Origin of the sequence: Actinospineispora eucalypti (assembly GCF_039543365.1) — a bacterium.
Taxonomy (GTDB): Bacteria; Actinomycetota; Actinomycetes; order Mycobacteriales; family Pseudonocardiaceae; genus Pseudonocardia; species Pseudonocardia eucalypti.
Map to the genome: position 1 here is coordinate 241,431 of NZ_BAABJP010000019.1, position 18,312 is coordinate 259,742.

The 18,312-nt window shown below is 70.4% G+C and carries 15 protein-coding genes; 6 read left to right on the forward strand and 9 right to left on the reverse strand.

Features of this window, described 5'->3' with window-relative positions; all coding sequences use genetic code 11:
• Positions 1 to 211: 211 nt before the first annotated feature.
• The 5 genes from ABEB12_RS20325 to ABEB12_RS20345 all read right to left on the reverse strand — a co-directional run bounded on the left by ABEB12_RS20325 (position 212) and on the right by ABEB12_RS20345 (position 4,000).
• Positions 212 to 1,276: a polyprenyl synthetase family protein gene (locus tag ABEB12_RS20325; RefSeq protein ID WP_185063353.1), complete on the reverse strand. Its 1,065-nt coding sequence runs from the start codon at positions 1,274 to 1,276 to the stop codon at positions 212 to 214.
• Positions 1,273 to 1,479, reverse strand: a complete 207-nt coding sequence (locus ABEB12_RS20330; RefSeq protein ID WP_185063352.1) for a ferredoxin — start codon at positions 1,477 to 1,479, stop codon at positions 1,273 to 1,275. Before ABEB12_RS20330 ends, ABEB12_RS20325 begins: the two co-directional genes overlap by 4 nt.
• A gap of 88 nt (positions 1,480 to 1,567) precedes the next feature.
• Entirely contained in the window at positions 1,568 to 2,602 is a 1,035-nt protein-coding gene (locus tag ABEB12_RS20335) for an aminotransferase class I/II-fold pyridoxal phosphate-dependent enzyme (protein ID WP_185063351.1), read from the reverse strand.
• A gap of 490 nt (positions 2,603 to 3,092) precedes the next feature.
• Positions 3,093 to 3,698, reverse strand: coding sequence for a dihydrofolate reductase family protein (locus ABEB12_RS20340; RefSeq protein ID WP_185063350.1), 606 nt, complete (start codon positions 3,696 to 3,698; stop codon positions 3,093 to 3,095).
• Positions 3,699 to 3,712: 14 nt separating this feature from the next.
• The gene (locus ABEB12_RS20345) at positions 3,713 to 4,000 is read right to left on the reverse strand and encodes a hypothetical protein (protein ID WP_185063349.1); all 288 of its coding nucleotides are present in this window, start codon (positions 3,998 to 4,000) and stop codon (positions 3,713 to 3,715) included.
• A gap of 103 nt (positions 4,001 to 4,103) precedes the next feature.
• Here ABEB12_RS20345 and ABEB12_RS20350 point away from each other — a divergent pair, with 103 nt between their 5' ends.
• The 6 genes from ABEB12_RS20350 (at position 4,104) to ABEB12_RS20375 (ending at position 13,231) form a co-directional block, all read left to right on the forward strand.
• Positions 4,104 to 6,854, forward strand: coding sequence for an AAA family ATPase (locus ABEB12_RS20350; RefSeq protein WP_185063348.1), 2,751 nt, complete (start codon positions 4,104 to 4,106; stop codon positions 6,852 to 6,854).
• A gap of 594 nt (positions 6,855 to 7,448) precedes the next feature.
• A complete protein-coding gene (locus ABEB12_RS20355) occupies positions 7,449 to 8,720 on the forward strand; it encodes a serine hydrolase (protein ID WP_185063347.1) in 1,272 nt (423 codons plus the stop codon).
• Positions 8,721 to 8,959: 239 nt separating this feature from the next.
• Positions 8,960 to 10,441: a prenyltransferase/squalene oxidase repeat-containing protein gene (locus ABEB12_RS20360; protein ID WP_221498440.1), complete on the forward strand. Its 1,482-nt coding sequence runs from the start codon at positions 8,960 to 8,962 to the stop codon at positions 10,439 to 10,441.
• Entirely contained in the window at positions 10,438 to 11,673 is a 1,236-nt protein-coding gene (locus ABEB12_RS20365) for a cytochrome P450 (protein ID WP_185063345.1), read from the forward strand. The genes ABEB12_RS20360 and ABEB12_RS20365 overlap by 4 nt, the downstream gene beginning before the upstream one ends.
• The gene (locus tag ABEB12_RS20370) at positions 11,661 to 12,575 is read left to right on the forward strand and encodes a UbiA family prenyltransferase (protein WP_185063344.1); all 915 of its coding nucleotides are present in this window, start codon (positions 11,661 to 11,663) and stop codon (positions 12,573 to 12,575) included. Before ABEB12_RS20365 ends, ABEB12_RS20370 begins: the two co-directional genes overlap by 13 nt.
• Before the next feature lie 20 nt (positions 12,576 to 12,595).
• Positions 12,596 to 13,231, forward strand: a complete 636-nt coding sequence (locus ABEB12_RS20375) for a hypothetical protein (protein ID WP_185063343.1) — start codon at positions 12,596 to 12,598, stop codon at positions 13,229 to 13,231.
• A gap of 296 nt (positions 13,232 to 13,527) precedes the next feature.
• Here the strand turns inward: ABEB12_RS20375 and ABEB12_RS20380 are convergent, their stop codons facing one another.
• Genes ABEB12_RS20380 through ABEB12_RS20395 form a run of 4 tightly spaced genes read right to left on the reverse strand, consistent with a single transcriptional unit; the run spans position 13,528 to position 18,302 of the window.
• The gene (locus tag ABEB12_RS20380; protein WP_185063342.1) at positions 13,528 to 14,715 is read right to left on the reverse strand and encodes a cytochrome P450; all 1,188 of its coding nucleotides are present in this window, start codon (positions 14,713 to 14,715) and stop codon (positions 13,528 to 13,530) included.
• 16 nt (positions 14,716 to 14,731) lie between these two features.
• A complete protein-coding gene (locus tag ABEB12_RS20385; protein ID WP_185063341.1) occupies positions 14,732 to 16,834 on the reverse strand; it encodes a molybdopterin cofactor-binding domain-containing protein in 2,103 nt (700 codons plus the stop codon).
• Positions 16,831 to 17,814, reverse strand: a complete 984-nt coding sequence (locus tag ABEB12_RS20390) for an FAD binding domain-containing protein (RefSeq protein ID WP_345702985.1) — start codon at positions 17,812 to 17,814, stop codon at positions 16,831 to 16,833. The genes ABEB12_RS20385 and ABEB12_RS20390 overlap by 4 nt, the downstream gene beginning before the upstream one ends.
• The gene (locus ABEB12_RS20395; protein ID WP_185063340.1) at positions 17,811 to 18,302 is read right to left on the reverse strand and encodes a 2Fe-2S iron-sulfur cluster-binding protein; all 492 of its coding nucleotides are present in this window, start codon (positions 18,300 to 18,302) and stop codon (positions 17,811 to 17,813) included. Before ABEB12_RS20395 ends, ABEB12_RS20390 begins: the two co-directional genes overlap by 4 nt.
• Positions 18,303 to 18,312 lie beyond the last annotated feature (10 nt).

Below are 18,312 nucleotides of genomic sequence, written 5' to 3' on the forward strand. Positions count from 1 at the left end.
CCGGCTCCTGGGCAGGTAGGCCATCAGCCACGACCAGGTCGCGGCGTAGACGACGATGGACACCGCGAACTTGAACGGCTTGAACCAGATCGGCGACCCACCAGGACCCGGTCGTCGACGACCATGCCCACCAGCGAGATCACCACGAACGGCGCGGTCGCGACCGCGACCCACAGAAGCGGCCGGTGCCACTCCCGCATGCCCGGGCCACTCATCGGCGGTCGTCCGGCCGGGTCAGCACGTCGGCCAGCGCCAACAGCTCGGCGTGCGCCTCGGGTACCGGGCGCGCCAGGTCGAGTGCGTCCACGGCGTCGGCGAACGCCCGGCGGGCGCGCCGCTCGGCCGCCGCCCGGCCACCGGCGTCCTCGATCAGCGTGCTGAGCTCGGCGCACTCGCCGGCGCTGAACCGCGCCCGGCCCCGGTACCGGGTGGCGAACCGGCCGGCCGCCACCGTGCCCCCGGCCAGCGCGGCGACCACCGGCAACGTCTTCTTCCGGGCCTGCAGGTCGGTGTGCACGGGTTTGCCGATGGCCTCCGGGTCGCCCCAAAGACCGAGGATGTCGTCGACCAGTTGGAACGCGATCCCGAGGTTCTCCCCGAACTGCCGGAAATGCTCGGCCCGCCGCCCGTCGGTGCCCGCGCTCAGCGCGCCGAGGTAGCAGGCGTAGCCCATGAGCGCACCGGTCTTGCCGGCGGCCACGGCGAGCGCGTCGTCGGCGGTGATGCCCTCCTCCTTCTCGAAGGCGAGATCCAGGGACTGCCCGTACACCATCTCCAACAAGGTGTCGCACAACGTCGCGGAGTTGGTCTGGCCGAGCCTGGCCAGGCTCTTGAAGGCCAGCACCAGCAGCGCGTCGCCGAGCAGGATGGCGTCCGCGGTGCCGAACGCCGACCAGACGGTGCGGCGGTGCCGGCGCACCGTGCCGCCGTCCATCACGTCGTCGTGCAGCAAGGAGAAGTTGTGCACCAGCTCGACGGTCAGCGCGGCCGGCAGCGCGTGCTCGACCATCCCGCCGGCGGCCCGGGCGGACAACAGCGTGAGCGTCGGGCGGACCAACTTGCCCGGGTCTCCGATGGTGGGCCGGCCGTGGTCGTCGTACCAGCCGAAATGGTAGCCGGCGACGTCCCGCAGGCGTTCCGGAAGCTCGTTGGCGACGGCCCTCAGCTCCGGCAGCACCAGCGAACACAGCCCGCTCATCCGGTCCCGGATGTGGATCGCCCCGGCGGAACCGGTCAATCCTGGGGCACCGCCGTTCCCGTTCGACCGCATGCTCATCGCGGCGCGAACTCGGCCACCGAGATGGCCGCCACGGGACAGCGCCGGGCCGCGTCCCGGACCTCCCGCCAGAGCCACACCGGCGGGCGGGGGTATTGCACCACGACCACGCCGTCGCCCGTCCGCTCGGCGAACACCTCCGGGACGCTCGCGACGCAGTGCCCCGATGTGGCGCAGACGTTCTGGTCGACAGAGACGTGCACTGTGGTGCCTCTCGAGCGAGTGGTCGACTAGGAGCGCGACCGAAAACCGTTCAAAAGGCATCCAATTCCGAGCCAAATGACCGGCAAGTCACAATTGGCTCAGGTTAGCCATGGCCGGCGGAGCCTGGATCAGTGATGTTGCCAGTCCGGGCCAGGAGGAGAGCAGGCGATCGGTTCCTTCCGCCGTGCCGACCGAGATCCGAATGCCGAGCTGCGGATAGGGCTTGACCATGATTCCGGCTCGGGCAAGGGCCGCCGCGACGAGTTCGGCGCGTTCCGGCAGTGGTAGCCAGACGAAATTCCCATGCCCCGTGACCACCTCGACGCCGAGACCCGCCAGTCCGGCGGCCATCCTCGAGCGCTCGGAATTGACGCGCACCACGTTCCGCCGCATGTGGTCCGACCGCCCGAGCGCCTCGAGCGCGGCTGCCTCGGCGGGATTGGTCAGCGCGTAGGGCACCCCGGTGCGAGCCACCGCCTGTGCCAATGCCGGCTGCGCGATGCCGTAGCCCACCCGCAGCCCGGCCAGGGCATAGGCCTTCGAGAAGGTGCGCGTGATGATGACGTTGGGATGGCCGTGCACCAAATCGGGGCCGATGACCGCGTCAATATCAGAGACGAACTCCGCATAGGCGCCGTCGACCAGGACAATTACCTCGGGCGGCACCGCCGCGACGAACTCCTGAAGATCCCGTCGCCGGACTGCGCCCCCGGTGGGCGTGTTCGGGGTGCACACAATGATCAGCCGGGTGTTCGCGTTGATCCGTGTGCGCATGTCCTCGAGGTCGCAGCTGCCGTCGGCCTCGAGGGTCGCGAAGTTCGCGCGCATGCGCAGCGCGGCGGCAAGTGGCGGAAAGGCGTCGAAACTCGGCCAGGAGAAAATCACCTCACCCGGCCCGGCGGCCAACATCGCCTGCTGGATGACGCTGATGCTACCGCTCGCCGCCACTACCCAGTCCGGCTCGACGCAGTACTGCTCGGCGATGGCTGTGCGGAGTTCCAAGGCGTCCCAGCTGGGATAGCGGCGCACGTCCTCGATCGCGCCGCCGGCGGTCGCCCGCACGCCTTCCGGCGGCGCATACGGTAACTCGTTGCGATCCAGCCTGAGATCGTTCTCCGCCATGATCCACCGCCCCCGGAGGTCCTGAGCCGTGGGTCTGCGCGGCTCATCAGGCACGTGATCAGTGCCCTTATTTGAGGAGCCTACGAATTTCGATAGTTTGACGAATCGGCGATACCGCCAGTCTAGAACTCGTTCCACGGGTCCCGGACCGTGGCCGCTCCCGGCCATGATCGCCGAGTCTGGCGGTTGGACAGCACTCGCACCGGGGTACAGGAGTGACGCGTGTGGAACGCGATCGGCGGGGTTCCATGGTCATGTCGCGACTAGAGACGTTTCCGCCAGGCCAAAGGTCTCTCACCGCTACCTGATCATGAAGCTCCGCCGCCGGCCACACGCGGCGGGCGGTACCCGAGTCGCGGCAGACCAAATCACCCGCAACCGCCAGGATCTCGCCGCGGAGGATTAGGCAACAGCCTCATTTTCACGGTTCAACCGCCGACCGACGATCACCCCGCACGGCCACTTTCGGGCCAGCAGACGGGCCGTGAGGTCAGGGTAGGACGCGGTACGTCAGGTGGGTGACGGAGGTGGTTGCTCGCGACTCGATCTGTTCGAGGTTCAGCGGTGGGACTCCGTCGAACAGGCGTGTGCCGGCGCCGAGGGTGAACGGCACGATGTGCACCCGCAGCTCGTCGATCAGACCCGCCGCCAGGTACTGGTTCACCGTGGTCGCGCCGCCCACGACCGAAATGTCACCGTCCCCGGCCGCCTCCCGCGCACGCCTCAGTGCGGACTCGATGCCGTCGGTGACGAAGTGGAACGTGGTGCCGCCGTCCATCGGTTGCGGGTCACGCGGGTAGTGGGTGAGCACGAAGACCGGGACGTGGTACGGCGGGTTGTCGCCCCACCAGCCGTTCCACTCCCGGTCCCACTCGCCCCGCACGGGGCCGAACATGTTGCGGCCGAGGATGTACGCCCTGGCCGTTGTCATCCGGTCGATCTCGGCCCGGTTCTCCTCGGCGGCTTCGGCGTACCAGGCGTGCAGCCGGTCGCCCCAGCCGTCGCCGCCGTCGTCGCCGAACGGGCGTTGCTCGGTCTGGTTGTGCCCGGCCGAGTACCCGTCGAGCGTGATCGTCAGGTCACAGGTCACCTTCATTGCCACCGTCCTCCTCAGCGGACCAGGCCGTCCGCCCGCATCACGGTCCGGTTTCCCTCGCCGGTGGTCTGCGAGCTCCACACGACCGCGTGGGGAGCGCGGTAGAGCACCAGGTTGCCGTCCGTCTGTTGGATCAGCTGGTACTGCCCGTTCCGCGACCGCAGCGACTGGTCCGGGGCCAGTGACGCGCCCGAAGCCAGCACACCCGGACCGGACGGCGCGGCCGCGACCGACGCCGCCGGGGACATGCCACAGGTCCAGGCCGCGACCAGCACGACGCCCACGAGGCGCTTCCTCAACATGCCGCCGGACCCTACGGACGCGGGCATACCCCGCGGACCGGCAATCTCGCCAGTGTCCGCAGGGTAATTGAACAGGCAATTTCTTAATAAGTATTCTGAATAGGTGCTGCATGGCCGGGTCAGCGAGCAGTGGGCCTTGGACGGGAGGCTGTCCAAGGCCCGCACTGGTTGCGGTGGTGGGGTGGTGCTGCGCGGCGACCCGGGCATCGGCAAGAGCGCCCTGCTGGCTTACGCACGCCGACGGGCCGACGAGATGCACGTGCTCGAAGCGGCCGGGCTAGAGGCGGAAGCCAGCCTGGGCTACGCCACCCTGCACCAGCTGCTGTGGCCGGTGCTGGACCGGATCCAGCAGCTGCCCGAACCGCAGGCGCAGGCCCTCGGCGTGGTGTTCGGCCGGCACGAGGGACCCACTCCGGACCGGTTCCTGGTCTCGCTGGCGAGCCTGTCGCTGCTGTCCGAACTCGCCGGAGACCGGCCGGTGCTGTGTCTGGTCGACGACGCGCACTGGGCGGACCGGCCTTCGTTGGAGGTGCTGACCTTCCTCGGCCGGAGGCTGGCCGTGGAACCGATCGTCCTGCTGATGGCGGCCCGGGTCGGTGAGGGTGCACCGGTCGACACGGCCGGCCTGGATGAGCTAAGCCTGACCGGCCTGGCCCGGGAGCCGGCCCGCGCGCTGCTGTCCGAGCACGGCGGCAACCAGCTCACCCGCGACGAGCGGGAGCAGCTGCTGGTGGCCAGCGGCGGCAACCCGCTGGCCATCCGCGAGTTCGCCCGGTCCGGCCTGCACCCGAACGCCACCGGCGAACCGATGCCCCTCACCGAAGGGCTGCTTCAGGCGTTCCGGGCCAGGGTGCGGCAACAGGACCCGGCCACCCGGCAACTGCTGCTGCTCATCGCGGTGTCCGGGGGCGAGCAGGGGAACATCGTGCGGCAGGCGGCCGCCGCACTCGGGCTGAGCACCGGCCCGCTGCGCGCCGAGAACCTGGCCGAGCTGGTTGTCGACGGGGCACAGCCGAGATTTCGGCATCCGCTGATCCGATCCGCCGTCTACCAGGACGCGAAGCCGAGGGAGCGGCGCGCAGCGCACCGCGCGATGGCCGAGGCGTTGACGGACGAGCCGACCGAGCAGGACCGGCGCGCCTGGCATCTGGCGAACGCGGCCGAGTCCGCCGACGAGGCCGTCGCCCTCGAGCTGGAGCGATCAGCCGAACGAGCGCACCGGCTGGCCGGCCCGGCCGCCGCCGCCATCGCCCTGGAGCGGGCCGCGGACCTGAGCCCGGCGCATGATCACCGGCAACAGCGGTTGGTGGCCGCCGCGGCCGCGTGGCTCCAGGCGGGGGCCACCCCGCAGGCCACGGCGCTGCTGGACGGCGTCGAGGCCTCGAGCAAGTCGCTGGCCGACGACATCGCCGAGCTCCGCGCGCTCATCGCGCTGCGCACCGGCATGCCATCCGAAGCCGTGGCCCTGCTGTCCGAGATCATCCCGAACGCCCTGCACGGAGACCGGAGCAAGGCCATCCAGCTGTTGCTGCTGCTCGGCGAGGCCGGTTTCATGGCGGGGGCGCCGCGGGTCTGGCCCCGCATCGCCGCCGCGGCCGGGGAGCTGACCGCGCCGACCGCGACGGCGGAGGACCTGGTTGTACGGCTGCTCCAGGCGGTCCACTCCGCGCTCGCCGGTGACGGCGCCGGCCTGTCGGAGCGGGAGATCGTCGGCCTGGTGAGCCTGGACGATCCGTACGCCCTGGTCAGCGCCGGGGGAATGGTATCGATGATCGGCCACTACGAGCTTGCGCGGTGGCTCCGGGAACGGGCGACGCGGCGCGCGCGGAAGCTCGGTGCGGCCGGCAGCCTGGCTTGGATCCTGATCTCCCGGGTCGTCGAGGAACTGCTCGCCGGTCGTTTCCAAACCGCCCAGGCATACGCGGAGGAGGGCTACCGGCTGGCGGAGGAGACCAGCCAGCCGAACACCGCCTGCTGCCACCAGAGCCTGCTCGCGCTGCTCGCCGCCAACCTCGGCCGGCAGAGCGACACCAAGCGGCTCGCCGAGGAGTCACTGACCCAGGCGACGGTCCGCAACCTGCCCGACGTGGCGGCCTGGGCTCGCCACGCCCTCGGGTTGAACGACCTGGTCGCCGGGCGGGCCGGCGACGCGTTGCGCCAGCTGGAGGCGATGAGCCGCCCCGGCGCGGAGCCGACCCGGGTGGTGCTGCGCGCGGTGCCCGACCTGGTCGAGGCGGCCGTACGCGCCGGTGAGCCCGACCGGACCGATGCGCCGTTGGTCCGCTTCGACAACTGGGCACGCGGCACCGGAACCCCCGAGCTCCTGGCGCTGTCCGCGCGCTGCCACGCGCTGCTGGCTAAGGACGACGAGGGCACCGAGTCCGAGTTCGCCGCCGCGCTGGAGCTGCACGCCCGCGCCGGCTGGCCGATGGAAACCGCGCGCACCCAGCTGCTGCTCGGCGAGCACCTGCGGCGCAAACGCCGGCGCGCGGACGCCCGGGGCCCGTTGAACCAGGCCTTGGAGGCCTTCACCCGGCTCGGCGCCGCCGGCTGGGCGGACCGTGCGCGCGCCGAGCTCCGCGCCTCGGGCGAACCGAGCAGCGAGCCCGCCTCCAGCGCGATCGCCTCGTTAACCGCCCAGGAGCTGCGCATCGCCGTCGCGATCAGCGAGGGCGCCACCAACCGCGAGGTCGCCGCGCAGCTGTTCCTCAGCCCGCGCACCGTCGACTACCACCTGCGCAAGGTCTTCAACAAGCTCGGCATCGCCAGCCGCGCCGAACTGGTCCGCATCGTGCTCACCGGCCAGGAAGACGGTTCGCTCCCCGCCACCGCCAGCACCCCATACCCACGCTAGTGGCGTGTCGCCGCTAGCGCGTCGGCCAGCCCACGCCGGATTCCCAGCCTGACGCCGCACAGGAAACCGTCGCGCCGCATATGGTGCGAGATGTGCGGCGTCACGGTTTCTTGCGCAGCGTCCGGGTGACCGGTGTGCGACGTCCCCGAGTGACAGCCGGACCGGCGAAATCACTGATTCAGTTCTTTGTATCGCGAGGTAGTTTGGCTGGCGACCTCTGCGGAAATCACATCACGGTGTGCTTTCAATACTTCGTTTCGATCGCATTTGCTCGCGCCGTAACTCGCGCTGGCCGCCCTCGTTGAGGCGCACGAAAACCTCTCAGAATTTTTGGTGTACGCCGACTGGCAACATCGCGGTGACGCCGTCACGGCTCGTCGGAATGCCTTATAACAGCGCGGGCTACATTCGGAGGAATGAATGCCAGAGGAAACAAGCAGGTGGCGGAGCAAAAACTTCTGGCGAGCGCTTGCGGTGACCTGTGTGGTGGCGGCTGCCTTCCCCGTTGTATCGGGACTGGGCCAAGCCGAACCTGTCGACGGGTCGCGATGCCACGATCCCGGGGCGACCTATCAGACTGCGACCCCCGAGTCGGTGAACATCGATCAGGGCAAGCTACGGCGGGCGCTGGATTACTGGACCGCGCACGGCTCCGACACCGTCAAGGTCCTCCGCTACGACTGCCTCGTCGGCGAGAGCCGGCTCGACCCCGTTTCGGACAAGCTGCCGCACGTCATCTTCAGCCACACCAAGTCGATCCTCTCGCTGGTCGTCGGTCGCGCCGAGGAGCAGGGCCTGCTGAGCGTCGACGACCCGATCGGCAAGTACCTGCCCGAGGGGCTCGGCGACAGTGCGCACCGCGCGCTGACGATCAAGCATTTCCTCACGATGACCACTGGCCTCCGGATGAACTGGACCCGTGAGTTGGGCGGCCAGCTCAACGGGACGAAGCCCGACAGGGTCAGGGAGGCGCTCTCGCTGCCGATCGACCACCAGCCCGGGACCTGGTTCGAGTACGCCCAGACACCCCTCTTCGTCCTGACCTACGTCGTCGAACGGGCGACCCGCCAGGACTTCCAGGACTACGCCGACCAGCAGCTGCTGTCCAAGATGGGCATCCCACGCGACGACTGGTTCTGGGGCCGCGACCGGGCCGGGCACAGCGACGGACCGGGGTGGGCGGTGTTCATGCGCCCGGCGCACTTCCCTCGATTCGGCCAGTTGCTGATGAACGAGGGCACCTGGAACGGATCGCGGCTGGTCAACGCTTCCTACATCAAGGACATGCGCACCGGGACGAAGGCGAACCCGGGCTACGGCTACCTGTACTGGCTCAACAGCGCCGATCATTTCGTCAATGCGTCGATCTGGGGGCGGCACCAGATCAGTGGGACGCCGATCCCCACGGCACCAAAGGACATGTACTTCAGCTGGGGCTACGTCGGGCAGCACACCTTTGTCATCCCCAGCCTGCACATGATCGTCACGCGTACGGGCAACATCGCCCCGGACACGCTCGAGGCACTGGACGACCCGGGGAACGCCGCCATCATGGGCAGGCAGAAGAAGGCGTACTACGAGTTCTTCAAGCTCCTGATGGACGCGGTCAGCGACGCCCACCCCCCCGAGCCGCCGCCCTATCAGGCGAACCGGTGGACGTTCGACTTCGACGCGGGCGCGTGGGTGAACCCGCTGGAGAACCTCGCGGCCGTCAACCTCGGACCCAACGCACCGGAAGGCTGCATCCCGGGCGCCTGTGACGGGGCGGCCGGCTTCGAGGGTTACGCCCTCTTTGCCGGGGACGCCGCCCGAGCCATGATCAGCAGCGTTCACGACATCACCGGAACCGCCACGCCACCGCGCTAGGCCGCGTCCCGTTGAGCTTGATCATTGTTCCTGGCGGTCACCCGCGGCGGGGCCGGACTGGCGAGATCACTGATTCCATTGTTCGGTATCACGAGATAGTTTGAGTGGCGTACGAGTTGTCTTGGCCGGCGAAATACCGCGAACGGAATCGTATGGACATTGTTGCCGCGTGGACCGGCCTACTCGATTCCACCGCTGATGACCTGCTGACCGAAGTATCCGTGAACGAGTCAGGGCAGGTGTCGCCGTCGATTTACGAGACGGCACGGCTGGTGTCCACCGCGCGCTGGCTGGACGGTCACCAGGAACGACTGCTCTACCTGCTGGAACAGCAGCGACAGGACGGTAGCTGGGGCGGCCCGGACGGGTACGCGCTGGTGCCCACGCTGAGCGTGGTCGAGGCTTTCCTGGTCGAACTGTCCACCGGCAACCGCCTACGCGACCGAATTCACATTTCACTGGCGCGCGGAATTTCCTGGCTCCGCCGGAAGCCGGGTTCAATACCGGACACCATTGCCGCCGAGCTTATCGTGCCGTGGTTGGTCGAGGAGATAAACCAGCACCTCGACCACCGGCTGAATACACCAAGCCAGTTCAACCGCATCGCGCCGCACCGACTGCGGGAAGCGGCACGAAAGGGCAGCACCCTGCCCGCGAAGCTCTGGCACTCGCTCGAGGTGCTGGGCGCAGACGCGGCCCTGGTCCCGGTGCGCCCGGTGAACGGGACGGTGGGCGGTTCGGCGGCCGCCACCGCCGCCTGGCTCAGCGGGCGAGAGGGCGCCGGCCCGGATGCGCGCTCCGCGATCAGGCACCTCGACGCGCTCCAACAGCGCGGTGGCGGCCCGGTGCCCGGGGTCAGCCCGATCAGTGTGTTCGAGCGCGCGTGGGTCGTCTCGGCGCTGGCGGACGGGTCCATCGCCATCCCGACAGGCCTGGTCGAGAGCCTGCACGGCGCCCTCGGCGAGCACGGTGCCTCGGCCGGCGCCGGACTGCCCACCGACTCCGACGACACCGCCGGCGTGCTGTACGCGCTGGCCAAGGCGGGCCGGCCGGCGTCCCCGGCGAGCCTGTGGGAGTACGAGTCGACCGACCACTTCCAGTGTTTCCCAGGCGAGCGCACCCCGTCCACCAGCACCAACGCGCACATCATGGACGCACTGCTGCTGGACACCACCGAGCCTCCGGCACGTCGCCGGGCCGCGCTGACCAGGATCGCGGCCTGGCTGTGTGGCCAACAGACACCGGAGGGCTGCTGGTGGGACAAGTGGCACGCCTCGCCCTACTACGCCACCGTCTGTTGCGCGCTCGCCCTGCACCGCACGGGTGGCCGACGGAGCGCTGTCGGCGCCGCGATCCGCTGGGTGCTGGACAACCAGCGACCGGACGGGTCATGGGGTCGGTGGACGGGCACCGTGGAAGAGACCGCCTACGCGGTACAGACGCTGCTGGCCACGGCCCGCACGCCGACCAGCCCGGTGGTGGCCGAAGCCGCCGCCCGGGGCTGCGCTTTCTTGGTCAGGGCGGACCGCGCCGAGCCCGCGAATCCGCCACTCTGGCATGACAAGGACCTGTACACGCCGGCCGCGGTGGTGTCGGCGGCGAGGTTGGCGGCCCTGCGGATGTTCGCCCGGCACCCCGAGGCGGCCGCGCACCGCCACCGCTTCCCGCCGTGCCCCCGGCCGCGCCGGGCCGGAACCGCCGTGGGCCGTGCCACCCGGTGAACGCCAACGGGCTCCGTTTCGCGTTCCGGACGGTGGCGTTCCTGGACTCGATCGCCGACGATCCGCGTGGCCTGGTGGAGCTCGGTGCCGGGCGGTTGCTGGTGTGGCACCCGGAGGCCCTCGGCCAGATCTTCCGGGCCGACAAGGACATGAGCCTGGCCAGCAGCGATACGCTCCGCCCGCTGGTGGGGGACCGGTCACTGCTGTTCGCCAACGGGCCACGCCATCGCGCCTACCGAAGGGTGGTCGGCGACCGGCTACGCGGCAACCGGGCCGACTACCGGGACGCCATCGCCGAAGCGACCGAGCACGCCGTCCGCGACCTGCTGTCCGCCGGCGGCGTCAGCCTGCCGGACTGGACGCGCCTGCTCACGCTGCGGATCATCGCTCGGATCGTGCTGGGGGATACGCCCGATGCCCTGCTGAGGATGTTCGCCACCTGGGTGGAGAGCGCGCTGGGCACCCGGCGGCGGACCCTGCTCTACCGGTACTTCCGCGTGCACGCGCCTTCGCCGTGGCGCACCTTCCTGAGCCGGCGCGCGGATGTCGACCAGTGCCTGCTCGCCACCGTTCGGCGGAACCGGCCGGGCGCCCTGGTCGACCCGCTGCGGGACCCGGACGGCCCGCTCGGTGAGCTGGACGACGGCGAGCTGCGCGACCAGGTGGTGTCCCTGCTGTTCGCCGGCCACGAGACCACCGCCTCCGCCGTCGCGGCCACCCTCTTCTGGCTGGAGCGCCACCCCGGGATCCGCGACGGAATCCGCGATGAGCTCGCCGCGACCGGCGACGACGGCTCGTCGGCGGACCGGGTTCCGTTGCTGGACGCGGCCTGCCGGGAGTCGCTGCGGCTGTCCCCGCCCGCGATGCTCGCGGGGAACCGGGTGCCGGGGGAGGACATACGGCTGCTCGACCGGCCGGTGGCCGCCGGCACCGAGCTGACACCCTGCATCTACCTCGCCCACCGGCAGTACCCGAACCCCGGCACGTTCGACCCGGGGCGGTTCGCCGCCGCCCGGCCCAGCGGTCACGAGTACCTGCCGTTCGGCGGCGGCACCCGCCGCTGTCTCGGGGCCGACCTGGCGATGCTGGAACTGCGCATGGTGGTCGCCGCCGTGCTGCGCCGGGTGGACCTGACCTGTGTCAACCCGCGCGCGGGGCGGCCAACTGTGCGCGGCCCGGCGATGGGTGTGAGCCGAGACCTCCGGATGGTGGCGCGGCCATGCCGGCGGTGACCGATCTGCTCCGGCTGCACCGCCTGGAGTACCCCTTCCCGGTGATTTACCTGTGCCACGTCGGATGGGGCGCGTGCTACGCGGTGGCCAGCGTGGCCGAGCTGCCGCGCCCCGCCACGCTGATCACCATGCTGGCCAACCTGCTGCCCTTCGTCGCGATGAACGCGCTCAACTCGGCGCTGGACATCAAGGCCGATGCCGCGACCGCCGGCAAACGGAGCGTGTCCCAAGCCGCCGGAAGGGTCGGCTCCCGCGTCACCATCGGGTGCGCGCTGGGTGAGATGGCCCTCGCGGTGCTGCTCGCGACCGGCGTGGCGGTACGGCTCGACCGGCCGGTCGTCGCGGTCACGGTCGGGTTGGCCGTGCTGATCCACCTGCTCTACAACTTGGAACCGGTCCGGCTCAAACGACGCGGCCTGGCCAATCCACTCTCGCTCGGCCTGACCTTCGCCGTGTTGCCGTGCCTGTCCACCTTTACCGCGGCCGCCGGCGTTCCGTCGGCGCAGGTGTGGCTGATCTTCGCCGGTATCGGGTTGCTCCTGGTGGGGCGGACACTGTGGTGGTCCGTGCCGGACCTGCCGGCCGATGCCGCAGTCGGGGACCGGACGCCGGTGGTGCTGTACGGCGTGCGCCGGGCGTTGATCATCGCGTGCGCGGCGACGACCGCGGCACTCCTGCTGCTCGGAGCGGGCATAGCGTGGCGATACGGTCTGGCGCCGGCCGTCGTTGTGGTTGTGACGAGCGGGGCCTTTCTGGCTGAGAAGCTGCGTCTGCTGTCCGGCGGCAACCGGGCAAGGCTTCCGCACGAGCGCCAGATGCGCCGCCACACGCTCACCCTGGTGATGATCGCGGACCTGGTGTTGTGCGCCGTTCCGCTGCACGCTGCCGGCGGCAACCCATGAGACCGAGCAGGAAGGGTGACATGCCCGATCTCTCCGAGCCCGCCCCAGTGCCCGTGCGGGCGCAGATCCTGGCCACCGAGCACTGGAGCCTGCTGGCCACCCGGAGCCTGGCCTGGAGCGAGAGCTTCAGCCGTGCCAGCTGGTTCGTCACGGTGGTGTCGGCGACGGTGGTTGCGCTCGCGCTGGTGGCGGACAGCACCGACTTCGGCCCCGGCTTCCGGCTGTTCGCGCTGGTGCTCATCCCGTTGCTGATCGTCATCGGCCTGGCCACCGTGGTCCGGCTGGTGCAGCTCAACAGCGAGGACGTCGAGCTGGTCGTCGGGATGAACCGGTTGCGCAGGGGTTACCTCGACCTCGCGCCGGAGCTCGAGGGCTACTTCATCACCGGCCACCAGGAGGACGTCGCCGGGATCATGCGGACATACGGCGCCCACCGCACGCGGATCCCGGCGGCGCAGTACCTGTCCAGCATCGCGCTGCTGGTCAGCGTGATCGTCGCGGTGCTCGTCGGCGCGCTGGCCGGCCTGATCGGCAACACGTTCCACGCCGGGCTCGAGGTCGCCGTCGTCATCGGCATCGCGGCCGGCCTGGCCGCCCTGACAACCCTGGTTCTGCTCGTCGTCCGGCACGTCAACCACACCTGGCATCGGCGCTAGTGGCGGCCGGCTGGCGACCCTCACCCACGCTTGATCGCCATCCGTGGCGGCTGAACCGCGATTTTCGCGGCTCAACCGCCAGAAACCGCGACCACTCCACCGGCAGGTGTGTAGGTGACCGGCGAGGCCATTTCCATGGTTCCGGGTGCGGCCGACCGATGGCGCGGAGCCCGCAGTCGAGTCGTGATCATCAGGCCCTGGTGGCCACTTCAAGCGGCCCGGAGCGGCCGTGGCGTCCTGTTGACCATGTAATCGGTGATCATCAGCGGCCCGGCGGCCGGCCCCCGTTCGGGGCATCAGCGGAGCAGGACGGGCAGGCTGGCCAGGCCGTGCGCGAGCATCTGGGGTGGCCAGGTCAGCTCGCCGGCCGGCACCGCGAGCCGTAGCCGAGGGAAGCGGGCCAGCAGGGCGCCCAGCGCGATCTTCCCCTCGAGGCGGGCCAGCGGGGCACCAGGGCAATGGTGGATGCCGTGGCCGAACGCGATGTGGTGCACCTCGTCCCGAGTGATGTCCAGCCGGGCCGGATCGGCGATCCAGCCGGGGGCACGGTTGGCCGCCAGCAGCCCCAGGACAACGACCTCACCGGCCGGGATGGTGACGGCGCCGACCCGCACCGGTTCGGCGGTCAGGTAGGGCGGCGAGAGCTGCAACGGCGGCGCAAAGCGCAGCAGCTCCTCAAGGGCACCGGACAGCCGATGCGGCTCGGCGCGGAGCAGGGCGAGCTGGTGGGGATGGGTGAGCAGGGCGTGTACGCCGTTGCCGATGAGGTTGGCGGTGGTCTCATGGCCGGCGATGACGAGAGTCACGATCGTCCCGACCAGCTCGTCCTCGGTAAGCCGGTCACCGCCGTCGCGGGCGATGGTCAAGGCGGTGATCAGATCGTCGGTCGGTTTCGAGCGTTTGTCCGCGATCAGGCGCCGGACGTAGGCGTGCATCTCGGTGGTGGCCGCTACATAGGTGTCGACGCCGGCGTAGTTGCCGATCATCATCGCGCTGGACCAGCGCCGGAAGGCGGCGCGGTCGACATCAGGAATGCCGAGCAGCTCACACACCACGGCGACGGGCAGGGGATAGGCGTAGCCGGTGATCAGATCTACTTCGCCGACCTCACTCAGTGCGTCGAGCAGCTGATCGGCGATCTCCCGGATCCGGGGCGCCAACTGGTCGACACGGCGGCGGGTGAAGGTCGCGCTCACCAGACCGCGCAGCCGGGTGTGATCGGGCGGGTTGCGGTAGACCAGGTTGCTAGCGGCCGCCGCTCGCACGTCGAGCGGCATGCGGTCGGCCATCGGGCCGGCCGACAGGGGTCCTTTAACCACTCGCCGGTCGGTGAGGAGCCGGCGGACGTCGTCACGACCAGTGATCAACCACGCCGGCGCGCCGGTCGGCAGCGTGATCCGGTGCGCCGAGCCGGAACGGGCCAGCTCGGCGTAGACGGCATACCGCTGCCCGGGTGCGCTCGCGGTGAACGGATCCGCGGCCATGCAAAGCCTCCGCACGCTAGAGCAGGTCGTGGATTCTGATCGGTAGGTGCCGGATCCGCCGGCCGGTGGCGTGGAAGACGGCGTTGGCGATGGCCGGCGCGACGCCCACCGCGCCGAGCTCACCGATGCCCTTGGCGCCGAGTGGACCGGCGTGCATGTCCTCGTCCGTGACGAACTCGAGGTCGAGCGCACCGATGTCGGCGTTCACCGGGACGATGTAGCCGGCCAGGTTCTTGGACAGGAACCGGCCGAGGTTGGGCTCGAACACCGACCGCTCCAGCAGGGCTTGCCCGTAGCCCCAGATGAATCCGCCGGTCATCTGGCTGTGCGCGGCCAGCGGGTTGATGATCCGGCCGGCGCCGTAGCGGCCGACGGCCCGGCTCAGCCGGATTAGCCCGAGGTCCGGGTCGACACGGATCTCGACGAAGATCGCCCCGTAGTTGTGCATCGAGTACCGCTTCGAGCGGCCGGCGGCGCGGGTGTCGTCCTCGGGCGCCCAGCGACCTTCCGCCTCGAGCATCGGGATCCCGGCATCCTCCAGGGAATCGAGCCCGCCGATGGCCTCCAGTTTGTCCCGGACCTCGGTGGCGGCCGCCCGGACCGCCGCGCCGAGGCCGATGGTGGACATCGAGCCGATGGTTCCGGTGTGTGCGGGCAGCTCGGTGTCGCCGTGCCGCACCTCGACGCGCTCGGGCTCGCAGCCGAGCGTCTCGGACGCCACGAGCTGGACCATGGCGGGCAGTCCGGAACCGATCTCCTGCATCCCGGTCTCCACCACGATCCGGCCGTCCGGGTGCGCCTGGACGCGGGCCGAGGACGGCGCCTGGTAGGTGTCCATGGTGGCCGAGGCCATGCCCCAGCCGATCAGCTCGCGGCCGTCGCGCATCGAGCCGACGGGTCCGCGCTCGGCCCAGCCGAACCGCGCCGCGCCCGCGCGCAGGCACTCGACCAGCGTGCGGGAGGAGTACGGCCGGCCGGTCATCGGGTCGACCGACGGCTCGTTGCGCAGCCGCGGCTCCACCGGGTCGATGCCGAGCTCGTGGGCCAGCTCGTCCATGGCCGATTCCAGGGCGAACATGCCGGGGCCCTCGTTGGGCGCGCGCATCGCGGTCGGGTTCGGCCGGTCCACCTGCTCTACCCGGGTGTGCACGGCGATCGCGGGGCTGTCGTAGAGCCAGGTCGCGGCGTCGGTGGTGTTCTCCACGTAGTAGTTGTCGGTCCGGGCGGTGGCGTTCACCGAATGGTGGCGGATGGCGGTGAGCCGCCCTTCGGCGGTGGCGCCCAGGTCGATGGTCTGCCGGGTCGCCGGCTGGTGGCCGCACAGGGTGAACATCTGCGCCCTGGTCAGCAGCAGCTTCACCGGGTGCCCGATCGCCTTGGCCGCGCCGGCGGCCAGTGGCAGGTGCGGCCAGACGAAGCCCTTGCAGCCGAACCCGCCGCCGATGTACCGGCAGATCACCCGCACCCGTTCGGTGGGCAGGCCGAACAGCTCGGCCATGGCGGCCTGGGTGATGGTCACGGTCTGGGTCGACGTGTACAGCACCAGCTGGTCGTCGTCCCAGGACGCGATCGTGACGGCCGGCTCGATCGGGCTGTGGTGGCGGTCGGAGGTGGTGTAGGTGCGGGTCACCGCGGTGGCGGCCGCCGCGAGCCCGGCCGGCACGTCGCCGATGCTCTCGTCCGGGTGTTCGCTGAGCAGGTGGCCGCTCGCCGCCGGTTCCTCGGTGACCTGGCCGAAGAGGACCGGGGGAACGAGGTCGGTGTAGCGCGGTGTCACCAGGGCGGCCGCGTACCGGGCCTGTTCCCAGGTCTGCGCGAGCACCAGCGCGATCGGTTGGCCCTCGTAATGGATTCGGTCGTCCTGCATGGGCAGCGTCTGCTCGCCGAGCGGCGGCGAGGCGACCGGGTTCAGCCGGGGCATGTCCCGGTGGGAGAGCACCGCCACGACCCCTGGCGCCTGGCGTGCCGCCTCGGCGTCCAGCGCGGCGAGCCGACCCACCGGGACGGTGGCGGTGACCAGCGCCGCGATCAGGGTGTCCCAGGTCGGCAGGTCCGCCACGTAGTGTGCCGCGCCGGTCAGCTTGGCCGGGCCGTCCGGCCGGCGGAGTCCGGTGGTCATGCCGCCGCCTCCTGGAGCGCCCGTACCGCCGCGCGCTGGGCCAGCACGACCTTGTACTCGTTGTCCGGCAGCGGACGGGCGTCGCCGAACGACCACTCGACCGCAGCGCGCAGCGCCGACTCGTCGTGGATGTCCAAACCGGCCAAGGCCTCTTCGGCGGCCCACAACCGCCACGGCCGGTGCGCCACCCCGCCGAGCGCCAGCCGGGCCTCGGTGATCAGCGTCCCGTCCAGGCACACGGCGGCGGCGGCCGAGACGACCGCGAACTCGTAGGAGACCCGCTCGCGCACCTTGAGGTAGTGCGACCGCCGCGCGTCCAGCCCGTCGGGAACCTCCACCGAGGTGATCAACTCACCGGGCCGCAGCTCGTTGTGCGCCGCCGGATCAGGGTCGGGGAGACGGTGGAACTCGGTCGCGCGGATCTCCCGCGCGCCGTCCGCACCGTGCACGACCACCGTGGCGTCCAGTGCGGCGAGGGCCACCGCGAGGTCGGACGGCTGGGTGGCCACACACTCGGGGATCCAGCCGAAGATCGCCGCCGAGCCGGTGTCGCCCGTATGCGCCGCGCATCCCGAACCGGGCACGCGCTTGTTGCAGGGCAGCGCGTAATCGGCCCGGAAGTACGGGCAACGGGTGCGCTGCATCAGGTTCCCGCCGATGGTGGCCATGTTGCGCAGCTGCGGCGAGGCCGCGCGCAGCAGCGACTGGGCCAGCACCGGGAACCGGTCCGCGACGACCGGATGCGCCGCCACGTCGCTCATCCGCGCCAGCGCACCGATCCGGAGCACGCCATCCTCGACGGTGATGCCATCGAGCGGCAGACCGGTGATGTCGATCAGCCGGGCCGGTGACTCGATGCCCTCCTTGAGCCAGTTGACCAGCTCGGTGCCGCCGGCAATGAACGCGGACTCCGGATGCCGCAGCGCGGCCAGCGCGTCCTCGACGGTGAACACCCGCTGGTAGTCGAACGTGCGCATCATCGCGCCACCTCCGGCGATGCCGCCGCCTCGGACACCGCGGCGACGATCTGCGGATACGCCGCACAGCGGCAGATGTTTCCGCTCATCCACTCACGAATCTCGTCGGCCGAACCGGCATGCCCTTCGGCAATGCAACCGACCGCGGAAATCACCTGCCCCGGCGTGCAGAATCCGCATTGGAACGCGTCGCACTCCAGGAAAGCGCGCTGCACCGGATGCAGCTCACCCCGGTTCGCCAGTCCCTCGATCGTCATTACCTCGGCGCCGTCCGCGGCGAGGGCGAGCATCATGCATGACAGCACCCGCCGGCCGTTCACCATGACCGTGCACGCCCCGCATTCGCCCCGGTCACAGCCCTTCTTGGTGCCGGTCAGGCCCAGCCGGTCGCGCAGCGCGTCCACCAGCGTCGCCCTGGGATCGACCGCGATCTCGCGTTCCGCGCCGTTGACTCTCGCGGTCAACCGACACTCGGTAATCACGTCCGCCATTTCGTCCCCA